General features: G+C 67.7%; 18 protein-coding genes and 1 riboswitch. Of the genes, 13 read left to right on the top strand and 5 right to left on the bottom strand.

Translation table 11 applies throughout. From position 1 onward, the window contains the following. Positions 1-73: 73 nt before the first annotated feature. Positions 74-517 carry an SRPBCC family protein gene (locus ACIQCM_RS07950; protein WP_400605382.1) on the top strand — a complete coding sequence of 148 codons (444 nt, stop codon included), beginning with the start codon at positions 74-76 and terminating at the stop codon, positions 515-517. Between the two features lie 14 nt (positions 518-531). Here ACIQCM_RS07950 and ACIQCM_RS07945 read toward each other — a convergent pair whose 3' ends face one another. Then, entirely contained in the window at positions 532-1,887 is a 1,356-nt protein-coding gene (locus tag ACIQCM_RS07945) for a CAP domain-containing protein (RefSeq protein ID WP_400605380.1), read from the bottom strand. Positions 1,888-2,518: 631 nt separating this feature from the next. Between ACIQCM_RS07945 and dcd the strand changes: the two genes are divergently transcribed. Next, on the top strand, positions 2,519-3,094 hold the full coding sequence (dcd, locus tag ACIQCM_RS07940; protein WP_400605378.1) for a dCTP deaminase: 576 nt from the start codon (positions 2,519-2,521) through the stop codon (positions 3,092-3,094). A gap of 42 nt (positions 3,095-3,136) precedes the next feature. On the opposite strand, the gene ACIQCM_RS07935 is transcribed toward dcd, so the two are convergent. From ACIQCM_RS07935 to ACIQCM_RS07925, 3 genes are read right to left on the bottom strand one after another with little or no spacing between them, the layout of a single operon-like run. Next, positions 3,137-4,318 (bottom strand): cation:proton antiporter, encoded by a 1,182-nt coding sequence (locus ACIQCM_RS07935; RefSeq protein WP_400605376.1) that lies wholly within the window; start codon positions 4,316-4,318, stop codon positions 3,137-3,139. 5 nt (positions 4,319-4,323) lie between these two features. Beyond that, a complete protein-coding gene (locus ACIQCM_RS07930) occupies positions 4,324-4,806 on the bottom strand; it encodes a cation:proton antiporter regulatory subunit (RefSeq protein WP_400605374.1) in 483 nt (160 codons plus the stop codon). Between the two features lie 28 nt (positions 4,807-4,834). Then, on the bottom strand, positions 4,835-6,238 hold the full coding sequence (locus ACIQCM_RS07925; protein WP_400605473.1) for an MFS transporter: 1,404 nt from the start codon (positions 6,236-6,238) through the stop codon (positions 4,835-4,837). Between the two features lie 139 nt (positions 6,239-6,377). Here ACIQCM_RS07925 and ACIQCM_RS07920 point away from each other — a divergent pair, with 139 nt between their 5' ends. From ACIQCM_RS07920 to mnhG, 6 genes are read left to right on the top strand one after another with little or no spacing between them, the layout of a single operon-like run. Next, on the top strand, positions 6,378-9,392 hold the full coding sequence (locus tag ACIQCM_RS07920; RefSeq protein WP_400605372.1) for a Na+/H+ antiporter subunit A: 3,015 nt from the start codon (positions 6,378-6,380) through the stop codon (positions 9,390-9,392). Beyond that, the gene (locus tag ACIQCM_RS07915) at positions 9,389-9,937 is read left to right on the top strand and encodes a Na(+)/H(+) antiporter subunit C (RefSeq protein WP_400605371.1); all 549 of its coding nucleotides are present in this window, start codon (positions 9,389-9,391) and stop codon (positions 9,935-9,937) included. The genes ACIQCM_RS07920 and ACIQCM_RS07915 overlap by 4 nt, the downstream gene beginning before the upstream one ends. Beyond that, entirely contained in the window at positions 9,934-11,556 is a 1,623-nt protein-coding gene (locus ACIQCM_RS07910) for a Na+/H+ antiporter subunit D (RefSeq protein WP_400605370.1), read from the top strand. Before ACIQCM_RS07915 ends, ACIQCM_RS07910 begins: the two co-directional genes overlap by 4 nt. Continuing rightward, positions 11,553-12,098, top strand: a complete 546-nt coding sequence (locus ACIQCM_RS07905; RefSeq protein WP_400605368.1) for a Na+/H+ antiporter subunit E — start codon at positions 11,553-11,555, stop codon at positions 12,096-12,098. The genes ACIQCM_RS07910 and ACIQCM_RS07905 overlap by 4 nt, the downstream gene beginning before the upstream one ends. Continuing rightward, entirely contained in the window at positions 12,095-12,373 is a 279-nt protein-coding gene (locus ACIQCM_RS07900; RefSeq protein ID WP_400605366.1) for a monovalent cation/H+ antiporter complex subunit F, read from the top strand. Before ACIQCM_RS07905 ends, ACIQCM_RS07900 begins: the two co-directional genes overlap by 4 nt. Further along, a complete protein-coding gene (gene mnhG, locus ACIQCM_RS07895) occupies positions 12,363-12,782 on the top strand; it encodes a monovalent cation/H(+) antiporter subunit G (RefSeq protein ID WP_400605365.1) in 420 nt (139 codons plus the stop codon). The genes ACIQCM_RS07900 and mnhG overlap by 11 nt, the downstream gene beginning before the upstream one ends. 35 nt (positions 12,783-12,817) lie before the next feature. On the opposite strand, the gene ACIQCM_RS07890 is transcribed toward mnhG, so the two are convergent. After that, complete coding sequence (locus ACIQCM_RS07890; RefSeq protein WP_400605363.1) at positions 12,818-13,081, bottom strand: DUF4235 domain-containing protein; 264 nt, start codon at positions 13,079-13,081, stop codon at positions 12,818-12,820. A 134-nt stretch (positions 13,082-13,215) separates the two neighbouring features. Next, positions 13,216-13,355: riboswitch (TPP riboswitch) on the top strand. Positions 13,356-13,422: 67 nt separating this feature from the next. On the opposite strand from ACIQCM_RS07890, the gene ACIQCM_RS07885 reads away from it, so the two are divergent. The 5 genes from ACIQCM_RS07885 to ACIQCM_RS07865 all read left to right on the top strand — a co-directional run bounded on the left by ACIQCM_RS07885 (position 13,423) and on the right by ACIQCM_RS07865 (position 19,384). After that, entirely contained in the window at positions 13,423-14,046 is a 624-nt protein-coding gene (locus ACIQCM_RS07885; RefSeq protein ID WP_400605362.1) for an ECF transporter S component, read from the top strand. Then, positions 14,046-15,593 (top strand): ABC transporter ATP-binding protein, encoded by a 1,548-nt coding sequence (locus ACIQCM_RS07880; RefSeq protein WP_400605360.1) that lies wholly within the window; start codon positions 14,046-14,048, stop codon positions 15,591-15,593. The genes ACIQCM_RS07885 and ACIQCM_RS07880 overlap by 1 nt, the downstream gene beginning before the upstream one ends. Next, positions 15,590-16,402: an energy-coupling factor transporter transmembrane component T family protein gene (locus ACIQCM_RS07875; protein WP_400605358.1), complete on the top strand. Its 813-nt coding sequence runs from the start codon at positions 15,590-15,592 to the stop codon at positions 16,400-16,402. The genes ACIQCM_RS07880 and ACIQCM_RS07875 overlap by 4 nt, the downstream gene beginning before the upstream one ends. A 114-nt stretch (positions 16,403-16,516) precedes the next feature. Continuing rightward, on the top strand, positions 16,517-18,040 hold the full coding sequence (locus ACIQCM_RS07870; RefSeq protein WP_400605356.1) for a UDP-N-acetylglucosamine 1-carboxyvinyltransferase: 1,524 nt from the start codon (positions 16,517-16,519) through the stop codon (positions 18,038-18,040). A gap of 69 nt (positions 18,041-18,109) precedes the next feature. Beyond that, a complete protein-coding gene (locus ACIQCM_RS07865) occupies positions 18,110-19,384 on the top strand; it encodes a glutamate--cysteine ligase (RefSeq protein ID WP_400605354.1) in 1,275 nt (424 codons plus the stop codon). Positions 19,385-19,386: the final 2 nt, after the last annotated feature.

The raw sequence follows: 19,386 nt of genomic DNA, 5'->3' as shown, positions 1-19,386 counted from the left end.
TGGCTAACCTGATCCGGGCGGCCGCTGCGAATGTGGCCGCACGGCAAACGGACGGCGACACGGGAAGAATCTGATGGCATTCGCGGAGCACGAGGTCCTTATCAGGCGCGACGCGCTGTCTGTCTACCTCTACCTCGTTGACGCCACCAACCTGCCCTCATGGCGTGACGGCGTGCGGAGCGTCAAGCTGCTGCACGGGTCCGCCGGGACCAAGGGTGCCGTCTACCGGCAGATGGTGGCCGGCCGGTCCGGCCTCAGCATTCCGGCTGACCTGGAACTCGTTGAAGCCCGCCCCGGCGCCGAGGTCCAGTTCCGCGTGGTTTCCGGACCTGGCCGCAGGTCCGGCGGTTACTATCTGAGCACGGAGCCGGCCGGCACGCGCGTTCGGTTCGCGCTCGAAGCCAGGCCCGAGGGGCCCTTCGGGTTCCTCAACCGGATGGTGCAGCGCAGCCTTGAAGCGGACGTCGCCCAGCTTGAGCGGCTCAAGGGTGTCATGGAGCTCCAGCTCGCCAGCTGACCGGCGCGGCAGCCCTACTGCGCGAGCCTCTGGCCTGACCAGGACCCGGCAATGGACGACGGCGACGCGAGCTTGCCGCTGGTAAGGTCCCAGTACTGCAGGACATCAGTTCCCCGTCGCAGCGCCAGCCCCGTTGAGTTCAGGGCGGTCACATCCCGGAGCGGCCGCACGCTGGTAACGTCCTGCCAGCCGGTGGCCACGGTGGCGCGGACTTCCGCGGGCAGGACGGTGGTGCCGATGCCGCGGTACAGGACCACCGCGCCGTCAGTCCGCAGGGCCAGGACATCTTGGAAGCCGTCGGCGTTGTAGTCGACCATCGTGATGCGGGCCGCGGTCACGCCGGACGTCACCAGAACCCGGGTTGCCAGGTCCGCAACGCCCCGGTTGGGATAGAGGTAGAGGTTCCCTGCGGTATCCAGGGCCAGGATCTGGGGCATCCGATTGTTGGCACACCAACCGCCGACTGTCAGCTTGAGGCTGTCCCATCCGCCGTTGCCCAGGGTGAGCGGAGACTGGAACCCGCCGCCGGCAAGTCCGCGGTGCAGGGTCAGGTTGCCGGTGCTGTTCCACTGGGTCAGGAGGTCGTAGGCGCCGTCGCGGTCCCAGTCAGTAGTGAAGACTTCCTTGGCACCGCCGAACCCTGATCCGATGGCCTTGGCCGCGCCGTACGTCCCTGCGCCCGTGGAAGGACGGTTCAGCAGTTGCCCGGAAGCATTTACGGTGACGATGTCCGCTGCGCTGTTGATCGAGGCGGCGGAAAGGTCCAGCGTGGGCGGCATGTGCTTGGCAGTGGGGTCGCACAGGCTGGGCGGGGGAGCGGGGAAGGCGCCGCCGGGGTCTGTGGTGGAGCCGCCGGGAGCCGTGGTGGTTCCGGCCGGGAGGGTGCTGTAGCCGAAGAAGTTGACCACACCCCAGATCTTGTAGGTGCTGTCCGTGTACGTGATGCCCGCGCCCATAACGTTAAACCGCGGGTCCAGCAGCAGGGCGTTGTGGCCCGGGGAGCCCTTCCACCAGTTCACCAGGAGGGCGGGGTCACGGATCGTGTTGATGGAGATGACTTCCCCGGCGCCCTTGTCCGGGCTTAGCGCGCGCGGGTCGAGCCAGAAATTTGCCCGGTGTTCGATGACTTCGCGGCTGGCGATACTGTCTGACCACTCCTGCGCCATGCCGGCCACGGTGGCGTGGTACTTCAGCGGCGCCAGGCTCTTGGACACGCGGTACTCATTGATGAGGTTGAAGAGTTTGAGGATGTCGGCCGCGTTGCTGTCCTTGACCAGCGCCTGGGTGGACGGCAGTGGTTCTTCCGGTTCGGGCGGCGCCGCTGCCGCTCCGACCATCGAGTCGGCCAGTTGACGGTCGGTGGCCGACATCGCCGGGATCCAGTTTGGGGAGGGCTTTGTTTCCGCAGGCGGTGTTCCGGTTGCGGGTGGGTCCGCAGGGGCGGACGGTGAAGGCGCAGGGGCGGCCGGCGGCACGGGGCTGGCAGGTGCCGGATCCGGACCATGGGTGGTGCCCGCGGCAGGTGCCTCTTCCTTTCCGGCGGCGGGTGCCTCGGCAAACCCGTCCGAAGATCCGGTGGACGGAGGCGTGGAAGCCGCGCTGCCGGCGTCGTCCGCTCCATGGGAGCCGGCAAGCCGCGGCCGTTCCCGGAGAGAATCCCTGGCCTGCTGGGGCTCCGCGTCCTTCTCCGCCGGTACGGGAGGACTATCGTCCGGCAGGGCACTCTCCGGCTGCGCGGCGGCCGACAGTGCTGACCCCGCCGATGGTCCGGGCTGGGGGGATCCGGGCGGCGTGCCCGCAGGGGACGAAACCAGCGCGACGGTACATAAGGTACCGATCACGGCGTTTGCCAGCCATTTTTTCACAAGATCCCCAGCTCAGTCGGGCCATCCGGGAGACCATCCGGCGCCTGAATGTTCACACGCAACATTAGCCCCACCTGTTGACTGCAACAACGGGTGCGCGATGCGGTGTGGATAACCCATACGGTAATTTGGGACAGTGCTGATCTCTGACCGCGACATTCGTGCCGAAATTGACTCCCGCCGGATTGTGCTTGAACCGTACGATGCCGCGATGGTGCAGCCGTCCTCCGTGGACGTGCGGATCGACAAGTTCTTCCGCCTTTTCGATAACCACAAGTACGCGCACATCGACCCCGCGCAGGAGCAGCCCGAGCTGACCCGCCTGGTGGAGGTGGAGGAGGACGAAGCGTTCATCCTGCACCCGGGCGAGTTCGTCCTGGGCTCCACCTATGAGACCGTGACGCTCCCGGACGACATCGCCGCCCGCCTGGAGGGCAAGTCGTCGCTGGGCCGCCTCGGCCTGCTGACGCACTCCACCGCCGGGTTCATCGACCCCGGGTTCTCCGGCCACGTAACCCTGGAACTGTCCAACATGGCTACCTTGCCCATCAAGCTGTGGCCCGGTATGAAGATCGGCCAGCTCTGCTTCTTCCGGCTGACCTCAGCCGCCGAATTCCCCTACGGCCAGGGCGAGTACGGGAACCGGTACCAGGGCCAGCGCGGCCCCACCGCGAGCCGCAGCCACCTGAACTTCCACCGCACGGGCATCTGAGCGGGCACTTCGGCAACCGGCCTGCGCAGCCGGGGCTAACCCCTAGGCCGGCGCTGCTGCCGCCCGCCGCCGGGTAGCGGCTTTGAGCAGCGGCTCAACGTAGCGCGCTGCGAGTGGTCCCAGAACCGCCATCAGCAATACATAGGCTGTCGCAAGGGCCGCAAGTTCGCCGGATATCGCGCCGGAGGCCACCGCGAGGCCCGCGATGACGATGGAGAATTCACCGCGGGCAATGAGCGTGGCGCCCGCACGGAAACGGCCGGGCCGGGCGATCCCCGCGCGCTTGGCGGCCCAGACGCCGGTCAGCATCTTGGTGGCGGCCGTGGTGACGGCCAGTACCAGCGCCCAGCCCAGCACCGGCGGAATGGTGGCAGGGTCGGTGTTAAGGCCGAACGCCACGAAGAAGATTGCGGCGAAGAGGTCGCGGAGCGGTTCGAGGATGCGGGTGGCGTTGTGCGCCGTGGCGCCGGAAATGGCGATACCGAGCATGAATGCGCCCACCGCGGCAGAGACCTGCATGGCGGACGCCAGCCCGGCCACCAGCAGCGCCGCACCCAGGACGTTCAGCAGGAACACTTCCGAGTTTTCGCTGTGCACCGCCTTGGACACGTGGTGCCCGTGCCGCAGCGCCACCATCAGCACCACGCTGACCACCGCCAGGGCGATGCCCACGCTGGTCAGTCCGCCCAGGAAGCTGACCCCGGCCAGCACGGTGGTGAGCAACGGCAGGTACACGGCCATGGCAAGATCCTCGAACACCAGGATGGAGAGCACCACCGGGGTTTCGCGGTTACCGATCCGCCCCAGGTCTGTGATCACCTTGGCCGCGATGCCGGAGGAGGAGATGTACGTGACGCCGCCCAGCACCATCGCCCCTACCCCGCCCCAGCCCAGGAAGTAGGCCAGGGCGGCGCCAGGAAGGAAATTCAGGACAAGGTCCAGGACACCTGCATGCCAGGAGCGCCGCAGGCCGGTGAACAGTTCAGCAGCCGTATATTCCAGCCCGAGCATGAGCAGCAGCAGGATGACGCCGATCTCGCCGGAGAGATGTGCGAACTCGTGCATGCCCTCGAGCTTCACGATTCCGCCGGCCCCGAACGCCAGTCCGCCCAGAAGGTAGAGCGGGATGGGTGACATTCCGATCCGCCCGGCCAGCCTGGCCAACAGGCCAAGGCAGAACACAACGGCCCCCAGTTCGATGAGGGCCAGGGCGAGCGGATCCATGACAGTCAGCCGTGGCGGAGGATAGTTGCCGCCTCGTCCAGGCCTTCCTGGGTTCCAACGGCTACCAGGAGGTCGCCCGCGCGGAGGACGACGTCGGGTCCCGGCGAGGGGAGCACCTCGCCTTCGCGCATGATCGCAACGATGGACACGCCGCAGCGGGTCCGGATCGCCGCATTGCCCATGGGCTGGTCATGGAAGGGGGAATCGGGGGCGATGGAAAACTGCCGGGTGACGATGCCGGGCACATCCTTGTGTTCCTCGGTCAGCTTCATGGTCAGGTGCCGGCCGCCCAGCAGGTTGCCCAGGGTGGCGGCTTCGTCTCCGGTGAGCGGAATCGAGGCCAGGCAGGTGTCGGGGTCGTCCCAGGCGGAAACGATGAGTTCAGTCTGGCCTTCCCGCAGCTCCACCACGCCGATCCGGCGCCCGGACGCTGTCATGAAATCCTTCCGGCGCCCCAGGCCGGGAAGGTCAGTCTCATCCACGTTCATGGTTCCAGCCTAGTCTTCCCTGCGCGTTTCACGCGGCCGGAACCACCGCGATGGGTGCCTTGTCGGGGGACTTCACCGGGAGCAGGACCAGCAGACCGGCCAGGAGGACCAGCATGATCCCCAGGATCCCCCAGCGCTGTGCTTCCCCGGGAGCCACCAGCGGGGTGGCCACGGTGATGCTGAGCGTAAAGAGCGCCGGGGCAAGGAAGCTGACAGCGCGGCCGGTGGTGGCGTAGAGGCCGAACAGTTCGCCGGACTCGCCGTGCGGGGCGAGCCGGGCCAGGTAGGCGCGGGAGGATGACTGCGCCGGGCCCACGAAGAGGCACAGGAACAGCCCGAACACCCAGAAGGTGGTGCTGCCGGCCCACTCCTGCCCGAAGAACACGTAATCGCCATTGCCCAGGATGAGGATTACGGTCCCGGCAAGCAGCAGACCCACCAATGAACCGGTAATGACGGCTTTGGGCCCCGCCCTGTCATCAAGGAAGCCGCCGATGAACGCCCCCACCGCGGCCACCACGTTACCGAAGATGGCGAAGAAGATGACCTGGGACAGCTCGAACCCGAATGTGCCGGCCGCAATCACCCCGCCGAAGGTGAAGACGGCGGCCAGGCCGTCCCGGAATACGGCGCTGGCGAGGAGGAAGTAGATGGTGTGCGGGCTGGTGGCGTAGATGGCCTTGATCCGCCGGACCAGCAGCGCGTAACTGGCCATGATCCCCAGCCGTTTGGCCTGTACCGCACGGGGCAGTTCCGGCACGGCGAACAGGACCGGCAGGGCGAAGATGAAGAACCAGAGCGCCGAGAAAACGGCCACCAGGCGAATGTTCAGGCTGTCCGCCGTGGAGGCGCCGAACCACTCGAACCTGGGTTGGACGAAGAGCTGCAGCACCACCAGCAGCGCCACGATCCCGCCCAGGTATCCCGCGCCCCAGCCCAGGCCGCTGACTTTTCCGATATTCCGCGGCGTGGAAATCTGCGTGAGCATGGCGTTGTAGTTGACGCCGGCGAATTCGAAGAAGACATTTCCCAGGGCTATGAGGGTGACGCCCAGGAGCAGGAATTCGGGGCGGGGGAACACGAAGAAGCACAGCGCCGTCAGGATGGCGACGGCGGCTGTATTGACTCCCAGCCACAGCTTCCGGCGGCCGCCGGCATCCGAACGCTGCCCCGTGACAGGTGCCAGGAGGGCGATCGCCAGGCCGGCCAGTGCCAAGGCCGCACCCAGGACGGCGGACGCCTGGTCTTCACCGCCGAACGGCTCGGAAGTGAGGTAAACGGTGAACACGAAAGTGGTCATCACGGCGTTGAAGGCGGCCGAGCCCCAGTCCCAGGCGGCCCAGGCGAGGACCTGCCCCTTTCCGGGGGCCTGGGTCCCTGGCGCGGGTTCCGACGCTGGCCGGGCGGGGCCGGGAGCGCCTGCGCTGTCCATGGGTGTGGCGCTGTTCATAGGTGCATCGTATCCGTCGCGCCGTGTCCGGCTTGATAAACTGGCCGCTCTTTTGAACCTTACTTTTGGCCCGCCTGCTCCAACTTTTGATAATCGAATTCCTGACGTTGCGGAGATTCCAGTGATCACAGTCCTTGCCGTGCACTTTTCGGTGGCTGTGCTGGCTCCGTTCCTGTTCAGGAAGTGGGGCCGGAATGCGTTCTACGCGCTTGCCGCGGTGCCTGCCGGGTCCTTCGGCTGGCTCATCCTGCAGCACGCCCCGGTCTACTCCGGCGCCGGCGCGGTGGCCGAGGTGCATCCCTGGATTCCCGGACTCAGCGTGGATCTGGCGTTCCGGATGGACGCGCTGGCCTGGGTGATGTCGCTCCTGGTGCTGGGCGTGGGTGCGCTGGTGCTGGTGTACTGCGCCCGCTACTTCAAGCGGAAGGACCAGGATCTGGGCGCGTTCGGCGCGCAGCTGCTGGCGTTTGCCGGCGCCATGTTCGGCCTGGTGGTGGCAGACGACCTCCTGCTGCTGTTCGTCTTCTGGGAACTGACCACCATCCTGTCCTACCTGCTCATCGGGTTCGCCCGCACCCGGCTGGCCGCGCGCCGGTCGGCGCTGCAGGCACTCATGGTCACCACCGCCGGCGGCCTGGCGATGCTCGTGGGACTGGTCATGCTGGGCCATGCGGCGGGGACCTACCGGCTCTCGGCGATTGTGGCGCAGGCGCCCCCGCTGCTGGGTGGGCCGTCGGGCGCGATGGCGGGCGCCGCCGTCGTACTCATCCTGGTCGGCGCCATCACCAAGTCCGCGCTGGTCCCCTTCCATTTCTGGCTGCCCGGCGCCATGGCGGCCCCCACCCCGGTGAGCGCGTACCTGCACGCGGCCGCGATGGTGAAGGCCGGGATCTACCTGGTGGCGCGGCTGGCGCCCGGATTCGCGGAGGTGCCGTACTGGCAGCCGGTGGTGCTGGGCCTGGGCCTGGCCACCATGCTGGTGGGCGGCTACCGGGCGCTGCGGCAGACGGACATCAAGCTCATCCTGGCCCACGGCACGGTCAGCCAGCTCGGCTTCCTCACCGTGGCGGTCGGGCTGGGCACCCCTGATGCGGCCCTGGCCGGCCTGGCGATGCTGCTGGCGCACGGCCTGTTCAAGGCGGCGCTGTTCCTGGTGGTGGGGATCATCGACCACCAGTCGGGCACCCGCGACGTCCGCAAGCTGTCCGGCGTGTTCAGCTCGTCCCGGGCGCTCGGGATCGTGGCGGGGATCAGCGCCGCCTCCATGGCCGGGGTGCCGCTGCTGGCGGGCTTCGTGGCCAAGGAGTCAGTCCTGGAAGCCTTCGTGCACCACGCCGAGGACCCGGCCACGGGTCCGTGGGGGTTGGTGATGCTGGCCGGGATGGTCCTGGGCTCCGTGCTCACCTTCGCATACAGCGCGCGGTTCATGTGGGGCGCGTTCGGCACCAAACCGGGCGTGGCGCGCACCCCGTTCAAGTCCATCAAGCCGTCGTTCCTTGCCGCGCCCGGCCTGCTCAGCCTCCTGACCATCGCCTACGGCATGTGGCCGGCCCCCGTGGACGGGTGGATCCAGCCCTACGCAGCCCAACTCGCCTCAGCAGCGCCCGACGCCGGAAGTCCCGCCGAGCAGGCAGGCCACCTTGCGCTGTGGCACGGTTTGTCCCCCGCCCTGGGACTGACGGCGCTCGCTTTCTCGCTGGGCCTGGCCCTCTATGCTGCCCGGGCGGCGGTGGAGCGGCTGCAGGCGCGGGTGCCGGCCTGGGTTGACTCGGACCGCGCCTACCAGCTGACTATCGGTGCCCTGGATGACGTGGCGGTGTGGGTGACCGGCCGGACGCAGCGGGGTTCGCTGTACTACTACCTGGCCGTCATTCTCACCGCGGCGTTCGCCCTCCCGCTGGCTGCGCTGCTGTTGGCCCGCAGGCCGCTGCCGGAAGGGATCTACCTGGTGGATCCGCATTCACCGCTGCAGCTGGTGGCGGGCGCCGGAATCGTGGCGGCGGCGCTCGCCGCGGTCCGGGCCAACAAGCGGTTCCTAGCGGTGCTCATGGTGTCCGTGGCCGGATACGGGATTGCACTGATGTTCGCGCTGCAAGGCGCCCCGGACCTTGCCCTCACGCAGATGCTGGTGGAAACCATCGTCCTGGTCGCGTTCGTTCTGGCCATGCGCAGCCTGCCGGCCGAGCTGCGGGACCGCACGGGCGGCAAATACCGGGTGGTGCGCGTGATCATCGGTCTGGCGTTCGGTGCCACCATGGTGTTTGCGGCCATCCAGGCCATGGGCGCCCGGATCGCAGTGCCTGTCTCCCTTGAGTTTCCGCGGCTGGCTTACGAAGGCGGCGGCGGAAAGAACATCGTCAACGTAACCCTGGTGGACATCCGGGCGTGGGACACCTTCGGCGAACTCACGGTCCTTGCGCTCGCCGCGACGGGCGTGGCCAGCCTGATTTTCATCCGCGGGCGCGGCGACAGCCTCAAGTCCTCCAGCACCGTGGCCGAAGGCACCGTGGGCCGGCACACCGTCGTGGATCCGGGCTCCCGGGACGGGGCCGCACTGGCGCTCAGCCGCAAGTTCGCAGCCGCCACGCGCGACCCCTGGATCGTGGCCGGCCGGACGCTGGCCCCGGAACGGCGTTCCATCATCTTCGAGGTGGTGACGCGGCTGATCTTCCACTCGCTCATTATCTTCTCGCTGTACCTGCTCCTGGCCGGCCACAACCTTCCGGGCGGCGGCTTCGCAGGCGGCCTCACTGCCGGACTGGCCCTGGCGATCCGCTACCTGGCCGGCGGCAGGTTCGAACTGCGTGAGGCCACGCCCGTAAGTGCCGGCGCGCTGCTGGGCATCGGCCTGGCCGTAGCGGCCGCCTCCGGCGCTGTGCCGCTGCTCCTGGGCGGGCAGGTGTTCCAGACGGCCATCATCGAGCTCTGGCTGCCCGTGTTCGGGGACATCAAGTTCGTCACCTCCACCATCTTCGACACCGGCGTGTACATCGTGGTGGTGGGGCTGGCCCTGGACGTGCTGCGCAGCCTGGGCGCCGAAATTGACGAGCACTTCGAGGAACGGTCCGCGGAACCTGCCAGCGGCCAGGAACCGGACGGGGTTCCGGCCGAAACCACTGTGAAGGGCAAAGCATGAGCGTCAACCTGACCCTGCTGCTGGTCATGGGCGCCCTGTTCGCCTGCGGCATCTACCTGATCCTGGAGCGCAGCCTCACGCGGGTGCTCCTGGGCCTGATGCTGCTGGCCAACGCCACCAACCTGCTGATCCTTGCCACCGGCGGTTATGCCGGGCTGGCGCCGCTGTACTCCGGGGACACAGCCCCCGGGGACTACAGCGACCCCCTCCCGCAGGCCCTGATCCTCACCTCGATCGTCATCTCGTTCGCCGTGACCGCGTTCATGCTGGGCATCATCTACCGCACCTGGGTCCTGGCGCGGCAGGACGAGATCCAGGACGACGTGGAAGACCTCCGCGTGGCGGAGACCCCGAGTTTCGATGCGGAGGACGACGCCGAGATTCCGGCCGAGACATCCGAGTTCCCTGTGCTGGTGACGGGCGGACGGGAAATGCCGGTGGACGGTGCGGTATCGGAGGAGACCCCAGGGTCACTGAACGTGGCGCCGGCCGAGGGATCCCGCGCGCCCAAAGCGGCCCGGCCCACTGAAGGGACCGAACAGTGAACGTCGCTTCCCTGGCCCCGCTCGCCGTCGTCCTTCCCGTCCTGGGAGCGGCCCTCACGTTCCTGCTGATCCGGCACACGCGCGCGCAGCGGAGCGTGAGCATTGTGCTGTTGTCCCTGACGCTGCTGCTCGAATGCCTCCTGCTGGCCTCGGTGTGGAACGGCGGGACGGCAGCGGTGACCATCGGAGGGTGGCTGCCGCCGTGGGGGATTGTGCTGGTGGTGGACCAGTTCTCCTCTCTGATGCTGGTGGTGTCCTCCGCGGTGAGCCTCGCGGTGCTGGTCTACGCCACCGGGCAGGGCATGGCCGACGGCGACCGCGACGCGCCCGTATCGATCTTCCACCCCACTTACCTGATCCTGGTCGCGGGCGTCTCCAACGCGTTCCTCTCCGGCGACCTGTTCAACCTCTACGTCGGGTTCGAAATCCTGCTGACCGCGAGCTACGTGCTCATGACGCTTGGCGGGACCGGACCGAGGATCCGCGCCGGGGTCACGTATGTGGTGGTATCGGTGGTGTCCTCGATACTGTTCCTGATCGCGATCGCCATGGTCTACGGCGCCACGGGTACGGTGAACATGGCGGACCTGGCCCTGAAGCTGGGGGAACTGGACCAGGGCACCAGGACGCTGCTGCACGTGATGCTGCTGGTGGCGTTCGGGATCAAGGCGGCCGTCTTCCCGCTCTCGTTCTGGCTGCCCGACTCCTACCCCACCGCGCCGGCGCCGGTCACCGCGGTGTTCGCAGGGCTCTTGACCAAAGTTGGCGTCTACGCGATGGTCCGGACCGAAACGCTGCTGTTTCCCGGCGACTCGCTGAACACCCCCCTTATGGTGGCAGCGCTGCTGACCATGCTGGTGGGCATCCTGGGCGCCCTGGCGCAGAGCGACATCAAGCGTCTGCTGTCCTTCACGCTGGTCAGCCACATCGGCTACACGGTGTTCGGGCTGGCGATGTCCTCCGCTGCCGGGCTCGGTGCGGCCGTCTTCTACGTGGCCCACCACATCACCATCCAGACCAGCCTCTTCCTGGTGACCGGACTGATCGAACGCCGCGGCGGCAGTTCGTCCGTGGACCGGCTGGGCGGACTGGCCAAGCTCTCGCCGCTGCTGGCGGTGCTGTTCTTCATCCCCGCAATGAACCTGGCCGGCATTCCGCCATTCTCCGGATTCCTGGGCAAGGCCGGGCTGATCCAGGCAGGGGTCGCCCTGGGCACGCCACTTGCTTACGTGCTGGTGGCGGGCGGCGTGCTGACCAGCCTGCTCACCCTCCTGGCGGTGGCGCGGGTGTGGAACAGGGCCTTCTGGCGCAAGCCGTCCGATGCCGAACATCCGGATCCCGTGTTGCTGTCGGTTTCCGGGGCAGGGGGAACGGCATCCGGTGCCGGCCGCACGAACACCACCGGCCAGCCGCACACCACGGTGCTTCCGCGGACCATGGTGGGGTCCACCTTGGGCCTGGTGGCGCTCGGGGTTGCCCTGACCGTGTTTGCGGGTCCGCTGTTCACGCTGTCCGGGCAGGCGGCCCAGGACATGCTGGACAGGACGGACTATGTTCAGGCCGTGCTGGGCGCGGACACCTCCGTCCCGCAGATCACCACCGCTGGAGGAGGACAATGAGCCGCCGCCGGATTTCGCTGCGCCAGGAACTGCCGCTGCTGGTATGGCTGGTGATCGTCTGGGGTGCCCTGTGGCAGGACTTCAGTCCGGGAAACGTACTGTTCGGCGCGCTGCTTGCCGTGGCGGTGGCCCGGCTGTTCTATCTGCCGCCTGTGGAACTGAGCGGCCGCTTCAACATCCTGTACGCAATACCGTTCGCTTTTGCGTTCCTCGGAAAGGTGGCCGGCGCAAGCGCCCAGGTGCTCTTCCTGGCGGTGGCCCGGGGCCGCAAGGTGAGGAACGCCGTCGTCGCTGTCACTTTGCGAAGCCATCAGGACCTCATGGTGACGGCCACCGGACACGTGATTTCGCTGATCCCGGGCTCACTGGTGGTGGAGGTGGACCGCTCCACGTCCACTCTTTACCTGCACGGGCTGAACATCAGCACTGAGCAGGACGTGGCCCGGCTGCGGAACGAGGTCCTTTCCATCGAGGCGGGGCTGATCAGGATTATGGGAACACCGGCCGAGCTTGAGGCTGTCCGCAGGGAGGCCGCGGCATGATGCAGTCCGTGCTGGCCGTGACGGCCGTGATCCTGGCGCTCGCCGCCGGCGGCGCCATTCTCCGGATCGCCCGGGGACCGTCGCTCCTGGACAGGGTGCTGGCCACCGACGTGCTGCTGGCCATCCTGGGGGCGGCGCTGTGCATCGACATGGCCGTAAACCGCCACCTGAACAACCTGATGCTGGTGGTAGCCATCTCGATCATCGGCTTCGTCGGTTCAGTGACGGTGGCCCGGTTCGTTGCGGACAGAAGGGAACAGCCGCATGAATCCTGAACTGCTCACGGGCTACCGGGCGGTGGGCGAGACTGTCCCCGGCGTTGATGCCTGGGTGGACACCGTGTCTGCGGTGTTCATGGTGGTCGGCGCTGCCCTGTCGCTGGGCGCCGCCATAGGCCTGCTGCGCTTTCCGGACCTGCTGAGCCGGATGCACGCCGCCACGAAGCCGCAGGTGCTGGGACTGTTCCTGCTGCTGGCGGCGATCGGACTGCAGCTGCGCACCTGGTGGGTGTGGCCCGTGCTGCTGGTGGCTTGGATCTTCCAGTTACTGACGGTGCCGGTCTCCGCGCACATGGTGGGCCGGGCCGGCTATCGCACCAAGCACCTGCACCGGGAGCTGCTGACCTCGGACGAGCTCGAAGCCGTGGTCCAAAAAGCCGCCGGCAACCCGCCTCCCGAGGAATGAGTGAGGCGGGTTGCCGGCGGCAGATTGAAGCGGGGCTAAACGATGTCCTGGCTCTTGGCGAAGCGGGTGATGGCGCGCTGGGTGCCGCGGTTCGCCAGGACCTGGATGACGGTGCTCACCGATGCTGAGATCAGGGCAAACGTCAGGGCCGAGTGCAGGCTGGTGGGCACATCCTCGTCCTTGCCGGTGGGAGGCTTCCGGCCTGTGGTCTTCTCCCAGACGGTGTTGACCATCTTGGTGCCGACGAAGCCTGCCACCAGCGAGATGCCGGTGCCGAGCAGCTTAATGAAAAGGTTCATTCCTTGTACTCCTTGCGGGCAGAAAACGGACTGACCCCAGCCTAACGGCCCGGCGCCGTAATTTTCCCCGCCGCCATTGGCCGCTGCGGTGTAAACTGGACCACGCCCTCAGGGGCATACCACTCAACGCAACATTCAAACGACAGGGGAGCGCCGCCGTCGGGCATTGCCGGCTCAGCCGGGAACCCGTGTGGGCGCTGAGAGTGCGGAGATCCGCAGACCCTCGAACCTGATCCGGTTAGTACCGGCGCAAGGGAGTCGAGTTCTCGAAGTGGCCGGCAACACCGTTCAACGCGGTTGCCGTGACCACTTTCCCCTCCTGCTACCCAGGAGGATTCACCATGGCAACTGAAGCAATCAAGAAGACCCCCGGCAAGTCCTGGCGCGTCGTGGACATCGTGGTGGCGGCGCTGATCGCCATCGCCGGCGGGGTGATTTTCTGGGCGTGGTCCCAGGGCGCCCTGGCGGTGTCCGGTCCGATGAACGCCGTCTACCCGCCCCTGACCGGCCTGATCGCCGGCGGCTGGATGATTCCGGCTGTCCTGGGGATGCTCATCATCCGCAAGCCCGGCGCGGCACTCTTCTGCGAGACGGTTGCAGCCACCGGCGAACTGCTGATGGGTTCGCAGTACGGCACGTCGGTGCTGTTCTCCGGATTCGTCCAGGGCCTCGGCGCGGAGATCATCTTCGCGGTTTTCGTCTACAGGAAGTTCAACCTGCCCGTGGCCCTGCTCGCGGGCGCCGCGGCAGGCCTGTTCTGCGGCCTGAACGACTCGTTCTCCCCGTGGGGCTGGAACATCGCCTACTCCGCCGGTGACAAGTTCGCCTACATCCTGTTCACCAGCATCTCCGGTGCGATCATCGCCGGCGCCCTGTCCTGGATCGCCACCCGCGGCCTCGCCCGGACCGGCGTGCTGAGCCCGTTCGCCTCCCGCAAGGCGGCCACGGAGCCCGTCTTCTCCTGATGCCAAGACCTTCCGGCAGCGCATCCGCCGTCCGCCCCGCCGCGGTTGCCGCCCGCGGCTGGGGCTGGCGGCACCCCGGACGCGCCAAGCCAGCCGTCCGGGGCCTTGACCTGGACATCGCGCCGGGGGAGCGGGTGCTCCTGCTGGGCCCGTCGGGTGCCGGCAAGTCGACGCTGCTCCACGCCCTCGCCGGGGTGCTGGGGGACGCGGACGACGACGGCGAGGCAGGCGACGCTGACGAGTCCGGTTCGCTTCTGGTTGACGGGGCTTCCCCCCGGGGCCGGCCCGGCCGCGCGGGGCTGATGCAGCAGGACCCCGAAACGCAGGTGGTTCTGTCACGGCTGGGTGACGACGCCGCCTTCGGTGCCGAGAACCTCGCGGTTCCCCGCGACGCAATTTGGGCGCGCGTGCATGAGGCGCTTGCCGACGTCGGACTTTCCCACCTGCCGCTGCACCACCCCACGTCCGCGCTGTCCGGTGGGCAAAAACAGCGGCTGGCGCTGGCGGGCATCCTGGCGATGCGCCCGGGGCTGATCCTGCTGGACGAACCAACCGCCAACCTGGACCCGGCCGGCGTGCTGGAAGTCCGGGACGCCGTGGGCCGCTGCATGGACAAGACCGGCGCCACGCTGGTGGTGGTGGAACACCGCGTGTCCGTGTGGAAGGACCTGGTGGACCGGATCGTGGTCCTGCAGCCGGGATCCGGCGCCGGGCCCGCCGTATTGCTGGACGGACCTCCGGACCGGGTGCTGCGCGAGGCCAGGACCATGCTCATGGCGGCCGGTGTGTGGGTGCCGGGATACGTTCCGGAGACGCGCCAACGGGCGGCCATGCCTCCTCCGGGTTCCGGCGGGCTCCTGCTCGCCGCCGAGGGGCTGGGAGTTTCGCGGGAACGGACGGGCCGGAAGGGTCTCAGGAAGATCCCGCCGGTACCGGTGCAGCGTGACATCTCGGCGCAGGTGCGCGCTGGCCAGGCGCTGGCCGTCACGGGGCCCAACGGGGCGGGCAAATCCACCTTTGCGCTGACCCTCGCCGGGCTCCTGGCGCCGGTGCAAGGGAAGGTTTCGGCCACCGTAGACCTGAGCCGCGGGGCGGGAATCGATCCGTACCAATGGAAGGCGGAGCAGCTGATCGAGCGGATCGGCACCGTCTTCCAGGAGCCCGAGCACCAGTTCGTCACCGGGAATGTCCGGGACGAGCTGCTCTTCGGTCCCCGGCACCTGGGCCACGGCGGGGAACGCGTTGACGAGCTGCTTGAGCGGCTGCGGCTCACCGGCCTGGTGGACGCAAACCCGTACACGCTGTCCGGCGGGGAGAAACGGCGGCTCTCCGTGGCCACCGTGCTGGCCGCCAGCCCGCAGGTGCTGGTCCTGGATGAACCCACCTTCGGGCAGGACGCCAACACCTGGGCCGAGTTGGCGTCCTTCCTGTCCGAGCTTCTGGACCAGGGTGCCGCCGTGGTTGCAGTAACGCACGACGCCGAATTCACCGCCGCGCTTGGCGGTGCGGAACTGCGCATGGCAGCGCCGGACCGGGTGGCACCATGACCGGGGCAGGGCGGCAGGAACTGAACCTGCGCGGAAACCAGGCGCTTCTCACCCACGCCAACCCACTGAGCAAGTTCGCGTCCGTCTTCCTCATCACCCTGGTGCTGGCGCTGTCCATCGACTGGGTCTCGGCCACCGTGGCGCTGGTCTTCGAACTTCTCCTGTTTCCGCTGGCCGGGCTGACGTTTGTGCTGCTGTGGCAGCGCGGCTGGCCGTTGATCCTCGCGGCCGCGGCAGGGGGCTGGAGCACCTCCATCCTGGCTCCTGACAGTGGAAGGACGCTGATCGACGTCGGACTCTGGACCATGAGCGAAGGCTCCCTAGAGCTCGGTGCCGGATTCATGCTGCGCGGGTTGGCCATCGCGCTGCCGGCCGTGCTGCTGATGAGCTGCACCGACCCCACCGACCTTGCGGACGCCTTGGCGCAGAAGGCCCGGTTGCCGCACCGGTTCGTGCTGGGCACGCTCGCCGCGATGCGCCTCGTGGGGCTGATGGCGGAGGAATGGCAGACCATTGGAATGGCACGACGGGCGCGCGGCGTGGGTTCGCGCGGGAACGTGCTGCAGCGGGCGAAGGCCACGCTGGGGCAGAGCTTCGGGCTGCTGATCCAGGCGATCCGGCGTGCGTCGCGGCTGGCCGTGACCATGGAGGCACGCGGGTTCGGCGGCGGGCCGCGGACCTGGGCCCGCGAATCCACGTACAGCAGGCTGGATGTCTGGGTTTTAGCCGGCGGGGCACTGGTTGCGGGACTGTCGGCGGCTGCGGCCATCTCGGCCGGCACCTGGAATATGGTCTGGCTGGAGAACTGAGACCCGGGTCTTGCTGTTGCGCGGGTATCGCACGCGGCGGGTACTGAATCCCTATCCGGGCCTCTGTCCGCCCCTTCTGGCGCCCTCGTAACTCATGAATGATATATTTGAGGTATGACGCAGGAAACCACAGAACACGTTGCCGCCATGCTCCGGGACGCCCGCGGAGAAAAAGGCTGGACGCAGGGGCAACTTGCGGCCGAACTTGGAACCAGCCAAAGCGCCGTGGCCCGGATGGAGCAGGGCAAGCAGAACCTGAGCCTGAAGATGATCCAGCGGCTCGAGGCCATCTTTGACCGCAGCATCGTGAACGTGGGCAAGCCCCGGATGACCCACCTCCGCGTGGAGGGCGGGCGCACGCTCTCCGGCGCAGTGGACGTCAACAGCAGCAAGAACGCAGGCGTCGCGCTGCTGTGTGCCAGCCTCATGAATCGCGGAACCACCGTCCTCCGCCGACTGGCGCGCATCGAGGAAGTCAACCGGATCGTCGAAGTGCTCGCGAGCATCGGCGTCGAATGCACCTGGCTCAACGACACCGACCTCCGCCTGCGCCGACCGGCCGTCCTGGACCTGGCCGGCATGGATATCGACGCCGCCCGCCGCACGCGCAGCGTCATCATGCTGCTGGGGCCGCTGCTGGACGAGACTGCCGAATACCGGCTGCCGTACGCGGGCGGCTGCGACCTGGGCACCCGCACCGTGGAACCCCACATGCAGGCGCTGCGCCAATTCGGCCTGTCCGTGGAAGCGGGCGGCGGTTTTTACACTGTCCAGGCCCCGCCCGCCGACACCCGCGAACGGTCCTTCGTGCTGACCGAGCGCGGCGACACCGTCACCGAAAATGCCATCATGGCTGCGGCGCACCGCGAGGGCACCACCGTGATCCGCAACGCGAGCCCCAACTACATGGTTCAGGACCTGTGCTTCTACCTGCAGATGCTGGGCGTGGACATCGAGGGTATCGGCACCACCACGCTCCGGATCACCGGCCGCCCGCGGATTGAGGCCGACGTCGAATACTTCCCCTCCGAGGACCCGATCGAGGCGATGAGCCTGATCACCGCCGGCATCGTCACCAACTCCGAGGTGACCGTGCGGCGCGTGCCGATTGAGTTCATGGAGATTGAACTGGCCACGCTGGAGCAGATGGGCCAGCAGCTGGAAGTCTCGGGTGAGTACATGGCCCGGAACGGCCGCACCCGCCTGGTGGACGTCACCACGAAGCCGTCGGAGCTGCGGGCGCCCGAGGACAAGATCCATCCCATGCCGTTCCCCGGGCTCAATATCGACAACCTGCCGTTCTTCGCAGTCATCGCGGCCAACGCGCACGGCCAGACCATGATCCACGACTGGGTCTACGAAAACCGCGCCATCTACCTCACGGAACTTAACCGGCTGGGTGCGCAGGTGCAGCTGCTGGATCCGCACCGTATCTACGTCAACGGTCCCACCAAGTGGCGTGCCGCCGAGGTGGGCTGCCCGCCGGCACTGCGTCCCGCGGCGTGCCTGCTCCTGGCCATGCTCGCGGCCCGCGGCGTATCGGAGCTGCGGAACATCTACGTGATTGAGCGCGGCTACGAGGACCTGGCCGAGCGGCTGAACACCATCGGCGCCAAGGTGGAGTATTTCCAGGACTAGGCATTCACGCTTCGTCATGAATTGCACGTTTGGCCGTGCAAATGCCCCGGGCTGCAGCAGAATGTGAATATGCGTACATTCGGCGTTGAGGAAGAGCTTCTGATCGTCTCCCCCGAAACGGGGGAGCCGCTTGCCCTGGCCGACGCCATGCTGTCCGGCCGGCGCATGGCCGCCGACGACGCCCCGCAGGTTTCCCATGCTCCGGGGCCGCAGGTGCTCGAGACGCGGGATGTCGACCCGCACTCGCTGGAGAAGCGGGACGAGACGGTCTACGACGACGAAGAGATGGGCTTGAGCGCCGAGCTGAAGCTTGAGCAGATCGAGACGCAGACGCGGCCATGCCGGGAGTACGGGGTACTTCTTGAGCAGATCAGGGCCGGCCGTACCCTGGCGGATCTCGCAGCCCGAAAGAGCAACGCCCGCGTGGCGGCCCTGGCCACCTCACCGCTGGCCTCGGCAACGCACACCACTCCGGACCCGCGTTATGCGCTGATGCTGGAACGCTTCGGCCTTACGGCGCAGGAACAGCTGACCTGCGGGTTCCACGTCCACACATATGTTGAAACGCCGGACGAAGGCGTTGCCGTTCTTGACCGGATCCGCGACAAGCTCGCAGTCCTCACCGCGCTCAGCGCGAACTCGCCATTCTGGAACGGGCAGCAGACAGGCTTCGAAAGTTACCGGACCCAGGCCTGGAACCGCTGGCCGACAGCAGGGCCGACGGGAATCTACGGGACGTACCCGGCGTACCGGCGCGTGGTCACCCGACTGTTGGACAGCGGGGTCATGCTGGACGAGGGCATGCTCTATTTCGACGCAAGGCTCTCCCGGAACCACCCCACGGTGGAAGTCCGGGTGGCGGACGTTTGCCTCCGGGCCGAAGATGCGGCCCTGATCGCCCTGCTGGTCCGGGCGCTGGTGGAGTCGGCCAGCCGGGAGTGGCGGGCGGGAGTGGATCCCGCACCGGTGCCGACCGTGTTGCTGAGAATGGCGTCCTGGCAGGCCAGCAGCAGCGGACTCAGCGGGGAACTGCTCGACTTCGGTACATTCAGGCCGGCGCGCGCCGCGGACGTAGTCCGGTCCCTGGTCGACTACCTCGCGCCGGTCCTGGACGAGCAGGGTGAACTGGCGGTTGCACGGCAGGGCGTAGAGGACATCATTGCGCGCGGTACCGGCGCGGCAGAGCAGCGCCGCATCCGGGACAGGATGCTTGCACAGTCGCAGCCGGAGGACTTCGGCTTCGGTGCCGTGGTGCAGCATGCTGTGAACGTGACCATGCGCGGCGCGCCCGACCCCTCCGATCTGGACGCCGTCCCGGACCTCCTTAGGGTCCGCCAGTCCTAGGG

Source organism: Pseudarthrobacter sp. NPDC092439, from assembly GCF_044754945.1.
Taxonomy (GTDB): Bacteria; Actinomycetota; Actinomycetes; order Actinomycetales; family Micrococcaceae; genus Arthrobacter.
Note: the sequence above shows the minus strand (reverse complement) of the source record. Positions and strands in the feature narration are given on the sequence as shown.

Bases quoted from the DNA above. Each gene is read 5' to 3' on its own strand.
- ACIQCM_RS07865 (WP_400605354.1), top strand. From the start codon at position 18,110: ATGCGTACATTCGGCGTTGAGGAAGAGCTTCTGATCGTCTCCCCCGAA.
- ACIQCM_RS07875 (WP_400605358.1), top strand. From the start codon at position 15,590: ATGACCGGGGCAGGGCGGCAGGAACTGAACCTGCGCGGAAACCAGGCG.
- ACIQCM_RS07915 (WP_400605371.1), top strand. From the start codon at position 9,389: ATGAGCGTCAACCTGACCCTGCTGCTGGTCATGGGCGCCCTGTTCGCC.
- mnhG (WP_400605365.1), top strand. From the start codon at position 12,363: ATGAATCCTGAACTGCTCACGGGCTACCGGGCGGTGGGCGAGACTGTC.
- ACIQCM_RS07890 (WP_400605363.1), bottom strand. From the start codon at position 13,081: ATGAACCTTTTCATTAAGCTGCTCGGCACCGGCATCTCGCTGGTGGCA.
- ACIQCM_RS07885 (WP_400605362.1), top strand. From the start codon at position 13,423: ATGGCAACTGAAGCAATCAAGAAGACCCCCGGCAAGTCCTGGCGCGTC.
- ACIQCM_RS07935 (WP_400605376.1), bottom strand. From the start codon at position 4,318: ATGGATCCGCTCGCCCTGGCCCTCATCGAACTGGGGGCCGTTGTGTTC.
- ACIQCM_RS07905 (WP_400605368.1), top strand. From the start codon at position 11,553: ATGAGCCGCCGCCGGATTTCGCTGCGCCAGGAACTGCCGCTGCTGGTA.
- ACIQCM_RS07900 (WP_400605366.1), top strand. From the start codon at position 12,095: ATGATGCAGTCCGTGCTGGCCGTGACGGCCGTGATCCTGGCGCTCGCC.
- ACIQCM_RS07950 (WP_400605382.1), top strand. From the start codon at position 74: ATGGCATTCGCGGAGCACGAGGTCCTTATCAGGCGCGACGCGCTGTCT.
- ACIQCM_RS07880 (WP_400605360.1), top strand. From the start codon at position 14,046: ATGCCAAGACCTTCCGGCAGCGCATCCGCCGTCCGCCCCGCCGCGGTT.
- ACIQCM_RS07945 (WP_400605380.1), bottom strand. From the start codon at position 1,887: ATGTCGGCCACCGACCGTCAACTGGCCGACTCGATGGTCGGAGCGGCA.
- ACIQCM_RS07870 (WP_400605356.1), top strand. From the start codon at position 16,517: ATGACGCAGGAAACCACAGAACACGTTGCCGCCATGCTCCGGGACGCC.
- ACIQCM_RS07925 (WP_400605473.1), bottom strand. From the start codon at position 6,238: ATGGACAGCGCAGGCGCTCCCGGCCCCGCCCGGCCAGCGTCGGAACCC.
- ACIQCM_RS07930 (WP_400605374.1), bottom strand. From the start codon at position 4,806: ATGAACGTGGATGAGACTGACCTTCCCGGCCTGGGGCGCCGGAAGGAT.